A 17,385-nucleotide genomic window follows, 5' to 3' on the forward strand; every position below is an offset into this window, starting at 1 on the left:
TGCCCCTCAATTTATTGAGGGGAGGACGTCACTCCGTCCTCGCCCAGCGATGATCGATTCTGCTGGCCAAATGGTCTTCCGCGAGTTCGGCGTGCGATGGCCGCCTCTCCACTTAATTCTTTCGGACTGAAGCCGAGCCATTGCGCCGGATGATCTCGCTCAACTTCCCGCCGTTTCCATCTCGAGCAACGGTTTGATGGCCGCCTCGAATCCATCGCGTTTGCGCGCGCCGATGATCTTCTGTCGGATGCGCCCTTGGCGGTCGATGATGAAGGTCATCGGCAAACTCGGCACGCCGCCGAAATCTTGTTGGACGTTTTCGCCGCCCAAAAGCACAGTGTAGTTTTGCGGGATGTCGCGTTGGAACTGCTTGATTCCTGCAGCCGTGTCGTCCCAAGCGACTCCGATGATCGTCAGTCCTTGAGCTTCGAGATCGCGTTGCATCTGATTCAACTCGGGGATTTCGTCGCGGCACGGCAAGCACCATGTGGCCCAGAAATTGAGCAGCACGACGCGTCCGCGGTAGTCGCTCAAACGAGCCGGACGCCCGTCGAGCGTGTACAGCTCCACATCGGGGGCAAGCATCGCCCGTTCGTCGCTCAGCGCAGTCGCGCGCTCTATGCCGGGCGCCGCTTTCGGCGAGCGGCGCGCGAGCTTTTCAACCCACGCTTCGAGGTTGGGCATCACGCGCGCCAAGCTTGAGCTTGCAAGCCGCGTCGCATAGCCCGAAGCGATCAGCGCGCCGATGAGCACCAGGATGATGCCGGAGACCACTTCAACCTTGTGTAGGTGTTTGCGGAAGCGCCCGTAGAAACTCAGGAACTGATTGATGCCGAGTCCCGTCAGCAGAAAGGGGACGGCCAGCCCAGCGGCGTAGAAGGCCGAGAGCTTCAATCCCGATTGCCAATCCCCTGTGGTCGCCGCCAATCCAAGAATCCCGCCGAGGATCGGTCCGATGCACGGCGTCCAACCGGCAGCGAAGGCCAAACCGAGCGTGAACGAACCGAGCATCCCGCGTGGTTTGTCGTTCGACAAAAAGCGCGTGTCGCGATAGAGCGCGCCGATTCTAAGCAACCCCATCAGGTGCAAACCGAAGAGGATAATGATCAGTCCGCCTGCGATTCGCACCCACGGGTTGGCGAGAATCGCCGACCCGATCCACCCGGCGGCGGCCCCGAGGGCGAGAAAGATCATCGACAGGCCGGCGTTGAAGGCGAGCGAGTTGACGATCACGGCGCGTCGGGCTGAGGCGCCTTCGTCGCTCTTCAGTCGGTCAATGCTCACCCCAGAGATCAAGGAGATATAGCCTGGGACGAGCGGCAACACGCACGGCGAAAGAAATGAGGCTACTCCGGCGAGAAAGGCGATGGTCGCGCTGATCTGATTGCTCTCCATTGGTTCTCTAGCTTACAGCAAAACGGACGCGGCTGCACGGGAGGCTAGGCCGCTTTCGGTCTCGGGACAACACAATGGAACTTGAACTCGATGCTGTCAGGCGCTGTTCGCGTTGTCTCGGAAAAGTTTTCTCTTCCGGCTACGCGCCAAACGGCGCCTTTCACGTCGAGCAGACGGTTCGCGCTGTTTCGGAAAAGTTTTCTCCTCTGCCTCGTTTTTTATCTCCGATCGCGCTGTGTTTGCAAGAAAAGCTTGCCGCTCGCTATGAATATGTGATCTCGTGCTGATGGGGCGAGCGCGTGAGCGTCTACGTTGTGCTCAGCTCGCTAAGAGCGTTCGATCTTTTCGCTCGCGCACGGGACCACCGTCTGTTTTTGCGCTTGATGGTTCTCGATAACTCTCGGATCGGCTGTGTGCGGCGCCGGAGTCGAATCGTGCGTACGGGGCGACAACGGCGCGCATCAACTGCGGCTGCGCGTCGTTTCAGCGTCGCCGCCAGAGCGAGAGGTTCAAGTAGATCCCAGTCAAAGCCGAGAGGCAGGCGAGAAAAGAGAGCGAGACGAGCAGCGGCACCTGCCATTTGCCGGCGAAAAAGAGGAAATGGGCTTGGCGGAAGTAGCGCGTTAGCGGGCCGGGCGGCGGCGTCCGGCGCACTTCACCCGTTTCGGCGTCTATCAAGAGCGAATCGGCTCCCATGCCGCCGATGGCTTGGTAAGTTGGGCGGCCGTCGCGCACGAGCAGCGTCAACGCGGTGATCGGAAGCTGTCTGCCCGCGAATAGATTCGCCCGTTCGAGCGCTTCGGGCGGCGTGATGCGAACGCGTGTGGCATCAATGGGCAGCGCCCGTCCGCCTTCGACGACGCTCGGCAGCGCATAGAGCAGACCGCTCGAGGCCCAAGCGAGGATGGGGAGGGCAACGATCACACCAAGCCACGTGTGTAGACGGTAAACGAAACTACGCATCTTCGTCATGAAAGCGCGGCAGAAGATCATCGGTTGATGTTGCAAGCTCGCCTGCGGAAGGTTCGGCGCGCGATGTTTTGGGGAGAGCATCGCGCGGCGTCGTGCTTCTTCCGTCGAGAGAGCGTCCAACGTTACGGGCGCGCCTCGGCTTGACGCATCCCTTCGGTGGCTGGTTCCGCGAGCAACTTCTCCACCCAGCGAGTCAATCTCTCCATTTCCGCTTCGCTGATGCCGACCGAGATGAAACGAACGACGCCGCGACGGTCGATCAGCACCGAGGTTGGAAGCGACCTCACGCCGTAACGCGAAGAGGTCTCATCGTTTGTTTCGATGGCGATGCCGTAAGGCAAATCGAACTGTTTTTTGAAAGCGCGGAGAAACTTCAGCTCCTCCTTGGGGGTCATCGGTATTCCACGCTCCTGCCCGTAATACTGCGTCACGCCGATGATGGTCAGTCCCCGCGCGCTATATTTGCGATGAAGCTCGCGCAGCTTGGGGAAGCTGCTCAAACAAGGCTCGCACCAATAAGCCCAAAAATCGAGCAACACGACGCGCCCGCGAAGATCGGCGAGTTTGACCGGTTGAGTGCCGAGCCATTCGGCGGCGGTGATCTCGGGGGCAGGCGGTGCGTTGCTCGTCGGCGCGCTCGCTTTCTCCGGATCGGAAAGGTCCTCGGTCGCTCGGTCATCGTAGCTCTTCAAGCGGCGCGTTGCTTGGCGGAATAGATCGGCTGAGGGCAGCGTCAACCCGAGTCGTTGCAGCTCGCGCCAAACGGCGAGCACTTCCTCTCTTTTATCGGTCAACGCATGGATCATCGTCAGATCATCGGCTGTGGCGAGCAGCAGATGAGCGCGTTGATCCGGATCGAATTCGGTGTGATGTTGCTTGACGAGTTCAAAGGCCGCGCGAGCGTGTTGTAGTGCGCAATCGTTCCTTTTCGCTTTGTAGCAGGCGGCGGCGAGCGTCCTTTCGAGTGCGAGGAGTTCTGGCGCTTTGCGCGGCTCGTGGTTGCGATATTCGGTCAGCATCTCTTTCGCTTCCTCGATCTGTCCGCGCTGCGCGGCGTGAACGGCGATGATGGCGCGTGCCATCTGCTTCTGTTCGTTTGATGCTGCCATCGCTTCGCGCAGGAAACGGCGCAGCGCATCGAGCGCTCCTTCGGGCTGCCCGCCGAGATCGAAGAGCAGACCGAGGTAGTATAGGTCTTCGCCGCGCAGGTCGGCGCGCATGCTCAGTTGGGCGGCGCGCTTGCGCGCCAACTCCTGTTGCTCCTGCAGGGTCTTTTCGTACAACTGACGATCAAAGCCGAGTTTCTTTCGGTCGAACTCTTGAAAGCGGCGCGTCGCGTAGTTGGCCGCCTCTTCGTACATCTCACGCGCCGACGGCGTTGGAGTTTGCGGCAGCGCCTTGAAGGCCACGCTCGCGATGAGCAAGAGGATCAGCGATGCTTGGCGAACCATTCTATCCCCCATCAACGGAAAGATCGCGTGGAGCGAAGGCTCCGGCGAGCGGCGAAGGCTCCTCTTGGCCGATCAATGCGCCGATGATCTTTGCGGTGATCGGCGCAAGCAAGATGCCATTGCGGTAGTGGCCCGTCGCGTAAAGGAGTCCTTGAACCCGTGCGTCCGGTCCGATGATCGGCCGATTGCCCGGTGCATGAGGGCGAAGTCCGGCCCACGTCTCCGTCACCGAAAGGTTACCGATTTCGGGCGAGATCTCCAACGCATGGCGCGCGATCTCGCACAGTCCGCGCGCAGTGACGGTTTTATCGAAGCCGACTCGTTCCACGGTCGAACCAGCGAGCACGCGCCCGTCGCGGCGCGGCACGATGTAACCGCGCCGACTGTAAACGACGTGACTGACGATGGGCAGGCTTGCTTCGAGACAGATCATTTGGCCGCGCACCGGTTCGACGCGCACGCTCTGCGGTCGGCCCAGCTCCAGAAAGTTCGTCCACGCGCCGCTGGCGAGAACGACGAAGCGAACGTGAACGCAACCTTGTGTCGTCTCTACAGCTTGCACCCGGTCATCTCGGATCACGACCGCACGGGCTTCCACGCCTTGGAGCAAGGCGGCTCCCAGCTTGTGTGCCGAACGAGCGAGCGCCGCGATCAGCCTTCGGTTTTCGACTTGCCAATCGCGTGGGAAACGGAGCGCCATGCGGACGTCGGCGGAAAGCTGCGGTTCGAGCGAACGGGCCTCGGCAGCCGTCAACTTCTCCGCCGACAAGCCGGCTTGCTGTTGCCATTGGAAGCGGCTTTCGAGTTCTTCAGCCTCTCGTTCGTCGAAGGCGAGGTAGAGCGTGCCCGTCTGGTCCAGTTCCACGTCGATGCCGGTCTCTTCACGTAGCGCTTGCGCGAACTGCGGATAAAGATCGCGGCTGGCAGCGGCCAAGCGGAAGAAGTCATCCATTCGATCGGCTTCGGCTTGCGGCGCGAGCATGCCGGCGGCAGCCCACGACGCTTCCCGGCCGAGCTTGCCGCGTTCGAGCAAGACGACGCTGATGCGGCGCTGTGCCAGTTCGCGGGCGATGGTCAAGCCGACGACGCCGCCACCGATGATGGCCGCGTCGAAGCTCGATCCCGTTGCAAGCGCGTCTTTCATCGCGAAACACTTGTTGATATGATGCAACCGCAGTTGAAGCTTACGGTCATTCGATCAACTTATGAAACATACTATCACACTCATCCCCGGCGACGGCATCGGTCCCGAAGTCACTTCCGCCGTGGTGCGCATCATCGAAGCTGCTGGAGTCGAAATCGAATGGGAGACGCATTACGCGGGGGCACAGGCGTTGGCCAAATTCGGCGATACTTTGCCCAAGGAGCTGCTCGAATCGATCAAACGCAACCGCGTCGCGCTCAAAGGGCCGATCACGACGCCGGTCGGCAAGGGTTTCACTTCGGTCAACGTCGGCCTTCGCAAAGCGCTCGATCTTTACGCCAATCTGCGTCCGGTCAAATCGCTGCCGAACGTTCCGAGCCGTTATTCGGATGTGGATCTCGTCGTCGTGCGCGAAAACACCGAAGACCTTTACTCCGGACTGGAGCACGTCGTCGTTCCGGGCGTGGTCGAGAGTTTGAAGATCATCACGGAGCGGGCCTCTTTGCGCATCGCGCGTTTTGCCTTCGAGTACGCGCGGCGCGAGGGGCGACGCAAAGTCACCGCCGTTCACAAGGCGAACATCATGAAGCTTTCCGATGGACTGTTCCTCGACTGCTTTCATCGCGTCGCTGCCGAATATCCGGAAATCGAGTCCGACGATAGGATCGTTGACAACGCTTGCATGCAGCTCGTGATGCGCCCCGAACAGTTCGACGTCCTGCTGCTTGAAAACCTCTACGGTGACATCATCTCGGATTTGGCCGCCGGATTGGTCGGCGGACTCGGCATCGTTCCGGGCGCCAACATCGGCGAGCAAGGGGCCGTCTTCGAGGCCGTGCACGGTTCGGCGCCGGACATCGCCGGGCGCGGCATAGCTAATCCGACGGCGCTCTTGCAATCAGGCGTCTTGATGTTGCGTTACATCAACGAGCGGGAAGCTGCTGATCGAATCCAGAAGGCGCTTTTCGACGTTTTGCGCGAAGGCAAGGTGCGCACGCGCGACATCGGCGGCACGGCGAGCACGGCGGAATTCGCTGACGCGATCATCGCGAAGCTGAACCGGGAGCGAAGCTGACCGCCGCGCCGAGTGGTCTTGCGCAAAGAGAGCGCACTCGACTCCAAGCGAAGTCGCACAAACAAAATGCTTCAGGTTTGCGCGGATTGCGCCGCGCAAAGAGCGCGCCCGACTTCGAGCGAAGTCACTCTTTCGCTTCCCTGTCCTCCAAATCTCCGGCCAGCACGATGGCCATATCTTCCCAGCCGAAGTAACGGCGAATGGCCGCGTTCGCTTCATCGAGCGTGACGGCGCGGATGAGTTGGTCGTACTGGTCCAGGTAGTCGAGCCCCAAACCGTAAAACTCGGCTTCCCAGATGGCTTCCGCCAAGCCGGAGTTGGTCGAGAGCGAGACCTTGAATGAGCCGCTGGCCGAAGATTTTTCATCGGCCAGCTCTTCCGGCTTGAGGCCATGCTCGAAGTAGTCGCGCAGGACGCCGAGCGTTGACGAGATGGCACGTTCCAAATTTTCGGGGCTGACCGACAGGCTGATGTACCAAGGGCCGGCGACCAAACCCGGAGAGTAGAAACGCGAGCCGATCCCGTAGGTCAATCCTTCGCGGTCACGCACTTGCAGCCCCAGACGAGATGAGAGCGTCGATTGGCCGAGCGCATTGTTGGCGAGCAATGCGGCGTGATAATCGGGCGAAGTGCGCCGCAAAGGGGCGTGTTTGCCCATCACGACGTCGATGTTCGCCTTGTCGGGTACGCGGACCACCTGGCGCATCGCGCTTGCGAGCGGCTTGGGTTCAACGACCTCAATCGAGGTGCTCGCTGGACCGGCAAAATCAGCGAAAGAGTGACGGATAAGGCTTTGCGCGTTGGTCGTTTCGACATCGCCGCTGATCACCAAGATCAAGGAGCGACCGCCGTATTGCGTCTCGTAGAAGCGGTGCACCTCTTCAACGGTGATCGAAGCGATGCTCGCGATCTGCTCTTCGCCAGATGGGATGTAGAAAGGATGTTCGCGCGGGTAGATCAGTTGCGTGAACCGCTCGAATGCGCGGTAGCGCGTGTTCGCTTGCCTTTCTTGTATCTGTGCGATGGTCTGTTGTTTGAGTTTTTCGAGTTCGTCTTCGGGGAAGGACGGCTCGCGCAATTCTTCGGCGAGCGCGCCGATCACGAGCGGAAGATCGCGCGCCAGCGCCCGCGCCTCGATATTGGTCGTGAAACGTCCGGCGGAGAAATCAAGCTGCGCGCCGACGCCTTCAAGCTCAGCGGCGATCTCCAGTTTCGTCCGTCGGCGCGTTCCACGTTCGAGCATCTCGGCGGTCAAACGCGCTAATCCAGGGCGCTCGCGTGGCTCGAAGTAGGATCCGGCGCGCAGGCTGCCGACCAAAGAGAAGACCGGCGCGGCGTGGTTTTCAAGAACGAGCGAAACGGCTCCGTTGGGCATCTGATCGCGCGCGACACGTGCGGCGAAACGCGCTTCCGATACCCGCGCGACGCGCTCTGAACCGTCGGGGCGGACCGATCGCGGCAGCTGCGCGCCATCGTAACGGCATGGGCCGCGCATTGAGCTTCCGGCCCACGAAATCAGCGAGATGGGCGTGTGCGCAGCGATCTGTTGAGCGCTGGCGCCTTTCTCTTTGGGGATGAAGATCCCGACGGTGCGATTATCTTCGGCGAAGTAGCGTCCAGCGGCGCGCCGGATGGCGTCAGCCGTAACGCGCTCGATGTTCTTCGGGTAGTTGAGGTAGAAACGCCAATCGGCCACGGCTTCGGCTTCGGAGACCTGAAGCGCGATGCCGAACGTCCCGTCGCGGTCGAAAGCGATGTGCGTCAGTATCTGGCGCTTGGCTCTTTCGATCTCTTCATCTTTCAGCCCTTCTCGGGCGATCCGGTCCAGTTCGCGCAAAATGGTCTCCTCGACCGCGCGCGGATCGACGCCGGGCTTGACGGTGGCATAAACGTTGAAGAGTCCGGGATCGCGGAACTGGTCCACGCTGGCGTGAACTCTGATGGCCAACTCCGTTTCGATCAAAGCTTGGTAAAACCGGCTCGTGACGCCTTGCGAGAGCGCCGTCGCGAGGACAGCGAGCGGATAGATGTCGTTCTCCTCCGGCGGATCAGCTGCGCGCTTGGCCAGCTGATCGTTTGAGAGCACGCCCATCTGACCCAGCGCCGCTGGCGTATGAAAGGCGATCTGCACGAGTGCGACTTCACCGGCCCGACGGACCGTGACGCGCCGTTCGCCCTCTTGCGGCGGCTCCTCCGTATAAACTTCCGGGATGGGATCGCGCGAGGGCGGGTGCTGGCCGAAATATTTCGCGATGAGCGAGAGCGCCGCCGCGCGATCGAAATCGCCGACCAGAATCGCCGTCGCGTTGTTCGGGTGATAGAACGTGTCGTAGAAGGCTTTCAGGCGCGAGGTCGGCACGTGTTCGACGTCGGAGCGCCAGCCGATGGTCGGATGGTGGTATGGATGTTCGCGGAACGCCGCAGCGTAGACGGCTTCGTCGAGCACGATGGAAGGCTCGTTCTGGCCGCGGTCGAGTTCGTTGCGAACGACGGTCATCTCCGATTGACGATCCTCATCGCAGATGAGGGAATTGCGCATCCGGTCGGCTTCAAGATGGACGACTAGTTCCAACTGGTCCGATGGGACAGTTTCGAAGTAGTTGGTTCGATCAAGCCACGTCGTCGCGTTGAAATCGGCTCCGATGCGTTGGAGCACGGCGGCGATCTGCGTCCCGCGCTCCTTGTTGAAGGTCGGCGTCCCCTTGAAGAGCATATGTTCGAGGAGATGGGTTGCGCCCGTGTGCCCGACCGCTTCGTTGCGCGAGCCGACCCGGTAGAGGACCAAAAATGTCGCCACCGGCGCGACCCGATTTTCGACAAGGAGGACTTTCATTCCGTTCCACAAACGGTGCTCTTCGATGCCGCCTTCTTGAGCGATGAACTCGAAATCAATGGTTTGCGTCTTCTCCGGCAACTTTCCCTCTCCCCATTCTGAAAGATTCTCAGGATCCATCATAGCCGTTCAGGCCGAAGAAGCGGAAGCGGCCAAAGCGAGGCTTCGCCCGAAAGGGCGCCTTTTGCAGAGCTTCTACGCGATTGCGAAAAGTTCGCCCTTGAGCGAAAATCAAAGGGAGCGGTCGTATTCGCCGAAGGCACGCTCATTGGGCGCGGTCGACGAGCACCCACACAGCTTCCTCGTTTCGTTCGTAGAGAAGCGTAATGTGCACTTTGAGCGGTGGATCGAAGGTAAAGACGAAATCGAAATCGCGATTGACGGCGCGATACTGCACCAGTTCAAGGAAGCGGTCGTAGAACTCGCGCACTTGGGTGCAGGGCGCGACTTCGGTGAAAAAATTGCGCCCGATGACCGATTCGGGCGCGCGTCCGCTCAAGCGCGCCTCGCTCGCGTTGTAGCTTAGAATCGTACCGTGGCGGTCGGGCTTGATCGCGCCATAGGGCACAACTGCTCGCGCGCCGATCTGACCAGGGAGACCAGAGCTGAAAGCGCGATCTCGCCGAAGAAGCGTCCGGTGCAATCCTGCGGCGCGCCGATGGCCCGTCGTCCGATTCGGTTCACGTAAGCGATGCGTCGTTCCGCATCGAGCCGAATGATTCCTGCCGGAATCTCGTCGAAGATCTTTTGGTCAACCTCTTCGTTCATCTCCCTGTCCGCCAGCGGGCGCAGAGCTGGACGTCGCCCTTATCTCAAGGGGCGAGAGTTCAACCTTTGGGGGAAGATCGAACGCTGGTCCCGGAAGCGATCGGGGGAAAGCGAGACCGCTGGGGCAGCGTTATAGCGGCCCTAAGTTAAGCTGTAAAACACGGAAGGGCTATGAGGTCACAGGGTGGATCAAAGGCGAGCATGCCAGCCCATGCTCGCCCGATCGAACTCGAACGCTCGTTGTTTAGTTCTCGCAAGGAAACGGGCTGATTTCAATTTTCGGCGGACCGTGCTTGATCTTGTTTTGGCCTCAAGCGCCGCAGCACTTCTTGTACTTCTTGCCTGATCCGCATGGGCAGGGTTCGTTGCGCCCGACCTTGGGTTGTTCGCGTCGCACGGTCTTGACGGTGGCCTCTTCACCAGCCGCCGCGGCCCCTTGATTGGGGCCGGTGAAGGTCATGCGCGTTGGGCGGCTCAGGCGTCGACGTTGCAGCGCTTCGGGCGCTTGTTCGGAGACCACTTGCAGGTTGAAAAGGGCGCGCACGGTGTTCATGTCGATGCGGTCGAGCATCGCTTCGAAGAGCGCGAAACTCTCTTTCTTGTACTCGACCAGCGGATCTTTCTGTCCGTAGCCGACCAGCCCGATGCCTTGCTTCAGATGGTCGATGGCGAGCAGGTGATCCTTCCACTGCGCGTCGATGATGTTGAGCATGATGATGCGCTCGTATGTGCGCATCGCTTCGGGGCCGACTTGCGCTTCCTTCTCGGCGTACTTAGCTTCGAGCTTTTCCCAGATGGCCTCTTCGATCTCGCGGCTGTTCATCCGCTCGAAATCTATCCCTTCGGCATCGGCATCGAAGCCGTAGATCGATTTCAACTGCGCTTTGTAATCGACAACGTCCCACTCATCGGGCGAGACGTCCGGATTGAGGTACTGTTTGGTCAAGTCCGAAAGCAGATCGCGCGCGATCCCCAAAATGTACTCGCGATGGTCAGGCTCGGCCATCAGTTGGCGGCGCAGGCCGTAGATGGTCTCGCGCTGCTTGTTCATTACGTCGTCGTACTGGAGAAGGTGCTTGCGGATCTCGAAGTTGCGCGTTTCGACGCTCCTTTGCGCCGCTTCGATCCGCTTCGAGACCATCTTCGATTCGATGGCGACGCCTTTCTCCATGCCGAGCTTCTGCATGATGGAGCGCACGCGGTCGCCAGCGAAAATGCGCATCAGATCGTCTTCGAGCGAGAGGAAGAAGCGCGATGAACCAGGATCGCCTTGACGGCCAGAACGCCCGCGAAGCTGATTGTCGATGCGCCGTGCCTCATGCCGTTCCGTCCCGACGATATACAGTCCGCCGAGTTTGACCACCTCTTCGTGCTCTTGCTCGACGATCTCTTTGGCCCGTTTGAGCGCCGCTTCCCACTGTTCGGGCGTCGCTTCATCTGGATCGATCTCGTCGCGCTTCAAAAACTCGCGCGCCAAAAATTCCGGGTTCCCGCCCAAGAGGATGTCCGTGCCGCGCCCGGCCATGTTGGTCGCAATCGTAACGGCGCCTTTGCGTCCGGCCTGCGCGACGATCTCGGCTTCGCGCGCAGCGTTTTCAGGCTTAGCGTTGAGGACGTTGTGCGGGATGCCGAGCCGTTGCAAGCGGCGCGAGAGCAGTTCGGAGTTTTCGACCGAAACGGTGCCAACGAGCACGGGCTGGCCGCGTTCGTAGCAATCCTTGATCTCTTCGATCACGGCGTCCCACTTTTCGGGAAGCGTGCGATAGATGACGTCCGGATGATCGACGCGGATCATCGGCCTGTGCGTCGGGATGACGACGACATCCAAGTTATAGGTCGATTGGAACTCGGCAGCTTCCGTCTCCGCCGTGCCGGTCATCCCGGCGAGCTTTTCGTAGAGGCGGAAGTAGTTTTGCAGCGTGATGGTGGCGAGCGTCTGATTTTCGCGCTCGATCTTAACGCCCTCTTTGGCTTCCACCGCCTGATGTAATCCATCGGACCAACGCCGCCCGTGCATCAGTCGCCCGGTGAATTCGTCAACGATGATGACTTGACCGTCTTGCACGACGTAGTGATGGTCGCGTCGGTAGAGCGTATGTGCGCGTAAGGCTTGTTCGACGCAGTGCAGCATCTCCATGTTCGACGGATCGTAAAGGTTGCCGACGCCGAGCAACCTTTCGGCCTTGGCGATGCCCTCTTCGGTCAAAACGACGGTGTGTTGTTTCTCATCGACGATGTAGTCGCCCGTGGTCCGGCCATCTTCGAGCTTTTCGCCGCGCTTCAAGTGCGGGATGATGGCATCGGCTTTGTAGTATTTGTCGGTCGCTTCTTCCGATGGGCCGGAGATGATGAGCGGCGTGCGCGCTTCGTCGATCAGAATCGAATCGACCTCGTCAACGATGGCGTAGTAGTGGCCGCGCTGGACACAGGTCGCTAGATCAAACTTCATGTTGTCGCGCAAGTAATCGAAGCCGAATTCGTTGTTCGTCCCGTAGGTGATGTCGGCAGCGTAAGCGTCCTTGCGCTCCCAATCGTCCATGTCGTTCTGGATGCAGCCGACGGTCAATCCCAAGTGCTTGTAGATCTTGCCCATCCATTCGGCATCGCGCGAGGCGAGGTAATCGTTGACCGTAACGATATGGACGCCGCGTCCGGTGAGCGCGTTCAAGTAGGCGGGGAGCGTGGCGACGAGCGTCTTGCCTTCGCCCGTCTTCATCTCGGCGATTTTGCCTTCGTGAAGGACGATGCCGCCGATAAGCTGGACGTCGAAGTGGCGCATCCCCGTGGTGCGCACCGAGGCTTCGCGGACGAGCGCGAAAGCCTCCGGCAGCAGCTCGTTCAAGATCGCTTGTTCGCGCCGCTTGCGATCCTCTGGATCGCGCGCTTCGGCGACGGCGTTTGCCACGCGCTCTTTGAACTGCACGGTGCGGGCGCGCATCTGCTCGTCGGAGAGCTTCTGCACCTCGGGTTCGAGCGCGTTGATCCGTTCGACGATCGGGCGCACGCTCTTGAGGTAACGTTGATTGGGCGTGCCGAAAAGTTTCGTCAGGAATTTGTCGATCATTGCTTTGGCGTCCTATTCGGAGATCCGCTGCTTCCAGCGCAAAAGGTGATTGTAAGTGAGCGCCCCGAGAGCGGGCAAGCGCCCGTTCACACACTGAGGTTTGATGCCGTCAAAGAGCCGCCAGTTACCCATCAAGCTTGGCCGCTGAGCGCACCGGGACGAGACGGCAGGTGCCTTTCCGCTTGATCGCTTCGTCGCCGCGGAGTTTTCAAGCGACGCGCTGCCCGTTAACCGGAGGGGAGTTGTTTGGCGACGATCTGGCCGGCGACGTCGCGCGCCATTTCGAACTTGACTAACACCTGTTTCCCTTGCGAGGAGACGGTGGTGCTGTTCCAGATGACCGCCTCATCGCTTCCTCGCTTTCTAATCCTTTCGACGATGAGCAGACCGCTGTAACCGCGCGCCATTTCCGCCGCGCGCGCGGCGGATTCGACCTCGGTCGCCGCGCGTACGCTCAACGTGCGTTGATCGAGTTTGAGCGTCATGCGCAACCTCTTGGCTCCTTCGAGGAAGGCCAAGACGCGGCTCGCGCTCAAGGCTTGGACGAACTCTTCGGCAAGCGTGTACAGAGCGCGGTTGGTCGTTTGCGCCGAGGTGATGCGGACGTTCTCCAGCGTTCCATCATCGCGTCGGTCGGCTTCGATGGTCATCAAGATGGTGCCGTCAAGTTTGAGTTCGCCGCGGTCCGCCATGCTTTTGGCTTTGGCCAGCAGGTCAACGAAGGGCCTCTTGTTGACGCGCGGCGGACGCTTGACCCGCGCAGCGGCCGCTTGTTGATCGAGAAGCTGTTCGGCCTTCTCCGGCGAGGTCGCCGCGTCGGCGAGCTGTTGCGGATCGGGCGCGTTGCGTTCCGGTCTCGGCGTTGGAGTTGGACGCGGTTTGGGACGCGGGCGTTGCGCTACGGGCATCGCCCGTGTGGCAGGCGGCTCCGGTTTAGCGAAGTAGCCCGGCGGATACTGAAAGCGTTCACTGAGAATCTGCACGACGGTGGCCCGTTCGAGCTTGATCCGTCGGTACTGTTCATCAACGTACTCGGTGCCGACAAGAAGCGCAGCGATATTGAGCGCGTCGCGCACCGCTGGGACATAGAACAGCGCTGCCAATGAGGACGCATGGAGCAAGAGCGAGCCGAGCGCTAAAACGGCGATGCGCTTTCGCCAGAGGGGTTCGGCGCGACCTTGGTTGCGCAAAAAGGTTTCGAAAAGCTCGGCCATTTGCTTCCCCCAGACGGCGACGACCCTTTAGACGCCAGCGCGCAAGCAAACGTTCGCGCGCCTGTGCAAAAAAAGTCTAACCGAACCGCAGTGCGCGCGCCAAACGGCAGGTGCGCGCGCCGACGTGCGCCCCGAAGCTTCTGTTTTAATCGAAAAGTTCTGGCCGCGGAAAGATTGACGCTGTGTTCTGATCGAAAAGTTTTGGCCGCGGAGAGTTCGAATTTTCGCCGGATTCTCGTTTTATGAGACGGGCATGAAGCTTTCGCCGTCCGTTTGCGTTAAAATCCTCGGCGCATGACAGACGCTCACAATCGTCGTCGCCAGAGGAAACCGAAAGAGCATGGGCAAGGTCGGCGTGCGCTTTCGGCAAAGTCACAAGCGCGTCGCAAAGCGGAGAAACAGGAGAAGAGTGAGGCGAAAGTGGCGCGCGCGACCGGGAGAGAAAAAGTCGGCGCCAAAGCGGCGCGCACGCCCGCCGTGCGTCGTCTGCTTGAAGGCATCGGCACGCCGGAATCCAGTGAGTTCAAGCCCGATCCGTTTCAACTCGAAGCGCTCGAACGGATCGAGCACGAAGACTTGCTCGTCACCGCCCCAACCGGATCGGGCAAGACGTGGATCGCACGCGAAGAGATCCGGCGCCTTCTCGCAAAGGGACGGCGCGCATGGTACACCAGCCCGCTCAAAGCGTTGACCAACTCAAAGTACGAAGAGTTCGCCGCCGCTTTCGGCGCTGAGCAGGTCGGTATCCTCACGGGTGACCGACGGGAAAATGCCGATGCGCCAGTCATCGTCGGGACAACGGAAGTCTATCGCAACCAGCTCTTCGACGCTTTACGCGGCGGTGCCGAAGTGCGCGCCGATTTGGTCATCTTCGACGAAGCACACTACCTTTCGGACGAAGAGCGCGGGCACGTTTGGGAAGAGGCGATCATCCTGACGCCGCCGCGCGTGCGCCTCTTGTTGCTGTCGGCGACTATCGGCAATGCGGAGGAAGTTGCTGAGTGGATCGCGCGCGTGCGCGCGACGAGGTGTGGCATCGTCGCGCGCCAAGGCGCGCGTCCCGTTCCGCTGCGTGCGGCCTTTCTGTTTCCGGACGGCGAACTCGCGCCGCTCGTGGATGAAACGGGACGCTTCAACAACGAAATACTGCGCGCCATGGAAGATTTCGTCGTCCAATATGGCTGGGCCGGATGGGGCCGACGCACGCACGCGTCCTTGCCAGAAATGCCGCCTGCCAAGTTGCTCGATGCGTTGAGCGAGTACGATCTTCTTCCGGCGATCATTTTTCTGCCGACGCGCCGACGGTGCGACGAAGCGGCTGCTGAAGCGGCGGCGTTGCGCCGCAATGCGGATGGGGCGCGCAAGGCTGCTCGCCGCTCCTTTTTGCGTGAGTTCGCTGACGCGCATCCCGAAATACGTCACCACAAACATTGGGAGATGGTGGTGCGCGGCGGCGTGGCCGCGCATCATGCCGGCCATCTGCCCGCATGGAAGCTCGTTGTGGAACGGATGATGGGTGCCGGGTTGCTCGATGCGATCTTCGCCACGGCGACGGTCGCCGCGGGCGTAGACTTTCCGGCGCGCACCGTGGTCCTCACTTGCACTGACATGCGCACCGGCAACGGATGGCGTCCACTGACGGCCTCCGAGTTTCAGCAGATGGCGGGGCGGGCTGGGCGTCGCGGCAAAGACAAAGTCGGCTTCATTGTCGCCGCTCCGGGACCGCACCAAAATCCGCAGCGCGTCGTCCATCTACTCGGCGCGCCACCTGATCCGTTGGAGAGCCAGTTCCGCGCGACTTACACGACCTTGCTCAACCTGCTCGATGCCTATGGAAATTTCGCCCAAGTGCGCGAGATCGTCGAGCGCAGTTTTGCCTACCGCGACCTTTCGGAGCGGATCGCTTCGTTCGAACGCGAGCGTCGGCGTGTGGAAGCGCGGCTCAGCGAACGGCTCGCGGCGGCCGGATGTCAAGTCGGCATCGAACGCGCGCGCGCGCTTGAACGCCTCGCCAGCGCGCGCGCGCATCTTATTGAAGACCGCGCCCGTACGCGCGCCGAACGAAACATCGCTTGGCTCGACGAGGTGGTCGTCCCAGGACGCCTCGTGAAGGTCGGACGCGGCAAAGACGCACTGGTCTTCGTCACCGAAAGGCGCGGTACGAACCTGGTCGGCGTGCGCGAGGATGGTCGTCGCATCGTGCTCGGCCTCGGGCGCGTGCGCCGCGTCTACAGCCGCATCTACGGGCTGCGCGACAAGGCGCGCGAAACGGCCTTCGCCGAAGTGCGCGCCGGGCTGGTCCCAGTCTTGGACGAGCCGCGCACCGCAGAAGCGCGCGCGGAGATCGAAGACGCCGTGGCCATTTTCGACGATTTGATCGAACGCCTCACCGGCCCAGCAAACGAGCCTTGCGCGCAAGCGCTGTGGGAATCAATCGAAGAGGCCGAAACGCTCGAACGGCTCGAACGGCGCATCGAGAGTCTGCGCGCTGAGACGTGGCATCCTTTCGAACAACGCGCGCGCGTGCTGGCCCACTTCGGCTATCTCGATCTCGCTGCCGAGCGCGTCACCGAGCGCGGACGCTGGTTGGCTGATCTTCGGCTCGACCGCCCGCTGTTGGTTGGCGAAGCTTTGGAGCGCGGGCTGCTCGCGCGGCTCGAGGTGCCGCTAGTTGCTGGAGTGATGGCTGCCCTTGCCGCCGACGAAGAGCGCAACTACGGCGAACTCCCGCTCGATGATCGGTTGGTTATAGCGCTCGCTGAGTTCGAACGGATCGCTTACGAAGTGGCAAGCGTCGAATGGCGCGAGGACCTAGAGCCATCTTCGGAGATAAACTTTTCGGCTGCGGCAGCAGCGGCGCGTTGGGCGCAAGGCGTTGCATGGAGCGACCTTGTGCGCGAAACCAAGGCTGAAGAGGGCGACCTCTTCCGCCTCTTTTCGCGAACCGGAGAATCTCTCATGCAGATCGCCGCGCTGCGCGGCGCACACGGGACCGCCGCGCGGCGCGCTGCCAAGGCTGCCGAAGCAATTCTGCGCGAACCCGTGCGCTCGGAAGCGCTGCTTTGACATCTCGCCCGGCACTTGAACTGCGGATTCGCGAACTCTTTCTCGCCGCAAGCTGAGCGAAGGCAGAGCTTTTGCTCGGCGTTTGAACTGCGGATTCGTGAAAGGTCTCATCGCAAGAAAGGTCTCATCGCGAGCGGCAGTTGTCGCTCGAAGCAGTTGCTCGATTTGCTTTCGCCTTGCGTGATCTAGCGTTGCGGGAACATCTCGTCAACCGGCATACGCCAACCGGGCAAAGCCGGTTCGGCCTCGGCTGTGTCGCCGCGACGATAGACGGTCACGTTGCCGACATCGTGCGCTCGATGGACTCGCACGACCTCGTCGCTCAACAGATCGACGTCCCACACGACCTTGGTTCCGGTGGCGAAATAGTCGGCGATTTTGCGTGCGATCTCTTGCTCGGCCA

Annotated in this window: 11 protein-coding genes and 1 pseudogene; 2 read left to right on the top strand and 10 right to left on the bottom strand. The window is 61.0% G+C overall.

Features of this window, described 5'->3' with window-relative positions:
• Window positions 1-159 precede the first annotated feature (159 nt).
• The 4 genes from C4334_RS12770 to thiO all read right to left on the bottom strand — a co-directional run bounded on the left by C4334_RS12770 (window position 160) and on the right by thiO (window position 4,962).
• A complete protein-coding gene (locus tag C4334_RS12770; RefSeq protein ID WP_352432473.1) occupies window positions 160-1,395 on the bottom strand; it encodes a redoxin domain-containing protein in 1,236 nt (411 codons plus the stop codon).
• A 483-nt stretch (window positions 1,396-1,878) separates the two neighbouring features.
• Window positions 1,879-2,448 carry a PepSY domain-containing protein gene (locus C4334_RS12775; RefSeq protein ID WP_352432474.1) on the bottom strand — a complete coding sequence of 190 codons (570 nt, stop codon included), beginning with the start codon at window positions 2,446-2,448 and terminating at the stop codon, window positions 1,879-1,881.
• A gap of 41 nt (window positions 2,449-2,489) precedes the next feature.
• Complete coding sequence (locus C4334_RS12780) at window positions 2,490-3,818, bottom strand: redoxin domain-containing protein (protein WP_352432475.1); 1,329 nt, start codon at window positions 3,816-3,818, stop codon at window positions 2,490-2,492.
• Window position 3,819: 1 nt separating this feature from the next.
• Window positions 3,820-4,962, bottom strand: coding sequence for a glycine oxidase ThiO (gene thiO / locus C4334_RS12785; RefSeq protein WP_352432476.1), 1,143 nt, complete (start codon window positions 4,960-4,962; stop codon window positions 3,820-3,822).
• A gap of 61 nt (window positions 4,963-5,023) precedes the next feature.
• On the opposite strand from thiO, the gene C4334_RS12790 reads away from it, so the two are divergent.
• Entirely contained in the window at window positions 5,024-6,037 is a 1,014-nt protein-coding gene (locus C4334_RS12790; protein WP_352432477.1) for an isocitrate dehydrogenase (NAD(+)), read from the top strand.
• Between the two features lie 124 nt (window positions 6,038-6,161).
• On the opposite strand, the gene C4334_RS12795 is transcribed toward C4334_RS12790, so the two are convergent.
• The 5 genes from C4334_RS12795 to C4334_RS12815 form a co-directional block, all read right to left on the bottom strand.
• Complete coding sequence (locus tag C4334_RS12795; protein WP_352432478.1) at window positions 6,162-8,951, bottom strand: M16 family metallopeptidase; 2,790 nt, start codon at window positions 8,949-8,951, stop codon at window positions 6,162-6,164.
• Window positions 8,952-9,135: 184 nt separating this feature from the next.
• The gene (locus C4334_RS12800; protein ID WP_352432479.1) at window positions 9,136-9,369 is read right to left on the bottom strand and encodes a PAS domain-containing protein; all 234 of its coding nucleotides are present in this window, start codon (window positions 9,367-9,369) and stop codon (window positions 9,136-9,138) included.
• A gap of 23 nt (window positions 9,370-9,392) precedes the next feature.
• The gene (locus C4334_RS12805; protein ID WP_352432480.1) at window positions 9,393-9,638 is read right to left on the bottom strand and encodes a PAS domain-containing protein; all 246 of its coding nucleotides are present in this window, start codon (window positions 9,636-9,638) and stop codon (window positions 9,393-9,395) included.
• A 310-nt stretch (window positions 9,639-9,948) separates the two neighbouring features.
• Entirely contained in the window at window positions 9,949-12,702 is a 2,754-nt protein-coding gene (secA, locus tag C4334_RS12810) for a preprotein translocase subunit SecA (protein ID WP_352432481.1), read from the bottom strand.
• Between the two features lie 227 nt (window positions 12,703-12,929).
• Window positions 12,930-13,916 carry a hypothetical protein gene (locus tag C4334_RS12815; protein ID WP_352432482.1) on the bottom strand — a complete coding sequence of 329 codons (987 nt, stop codon included), beginning with the start codon at window positions 13,914-13,916 and terminating at the stop codon, window positions 12,930-12,932.
• Between the two features lie 294 nt (window positions 13,917-14,210).
• Here C4334_RS12815 and C4334_RS12820 point away from each other — a divergent pair, with 294 nt between their 5' ends.
• Window positions 14,211-16,982 carry a DEAD/DEAH box helicase gene (locus C4334_RS12820; RefSeq protein WP_352432483.1) on the top strand — a complete coding sequence of 924 codons (2,772 nt, stop codon included), beginning with the start codon at window positions 14,211-14,213 and terminating at the stop codon, window positions 16,980-16,982.
• Between the two features lie 185 nt (window positions 16,983-17,167).
• Here the strand turns inward: C4334_RS12820 and C4334_RS12825 are convergent.
• Window positions 17,168-17,385: pseudogene (locus C4334_RS12825) on the bottom strand (Uma2 family endonuclease); the annotation flags it as partial.

The sequence above is a fragment of the Pyrinomonas sp. genome (assembly GCF_040289685.1).
Taxonomy (GTDB): domain Bacteria; phylum Acidobacteriota; class Blastocatellia; order Pyrinomonadales; family Pyrinomonadaceae; genus Pyrinomonas.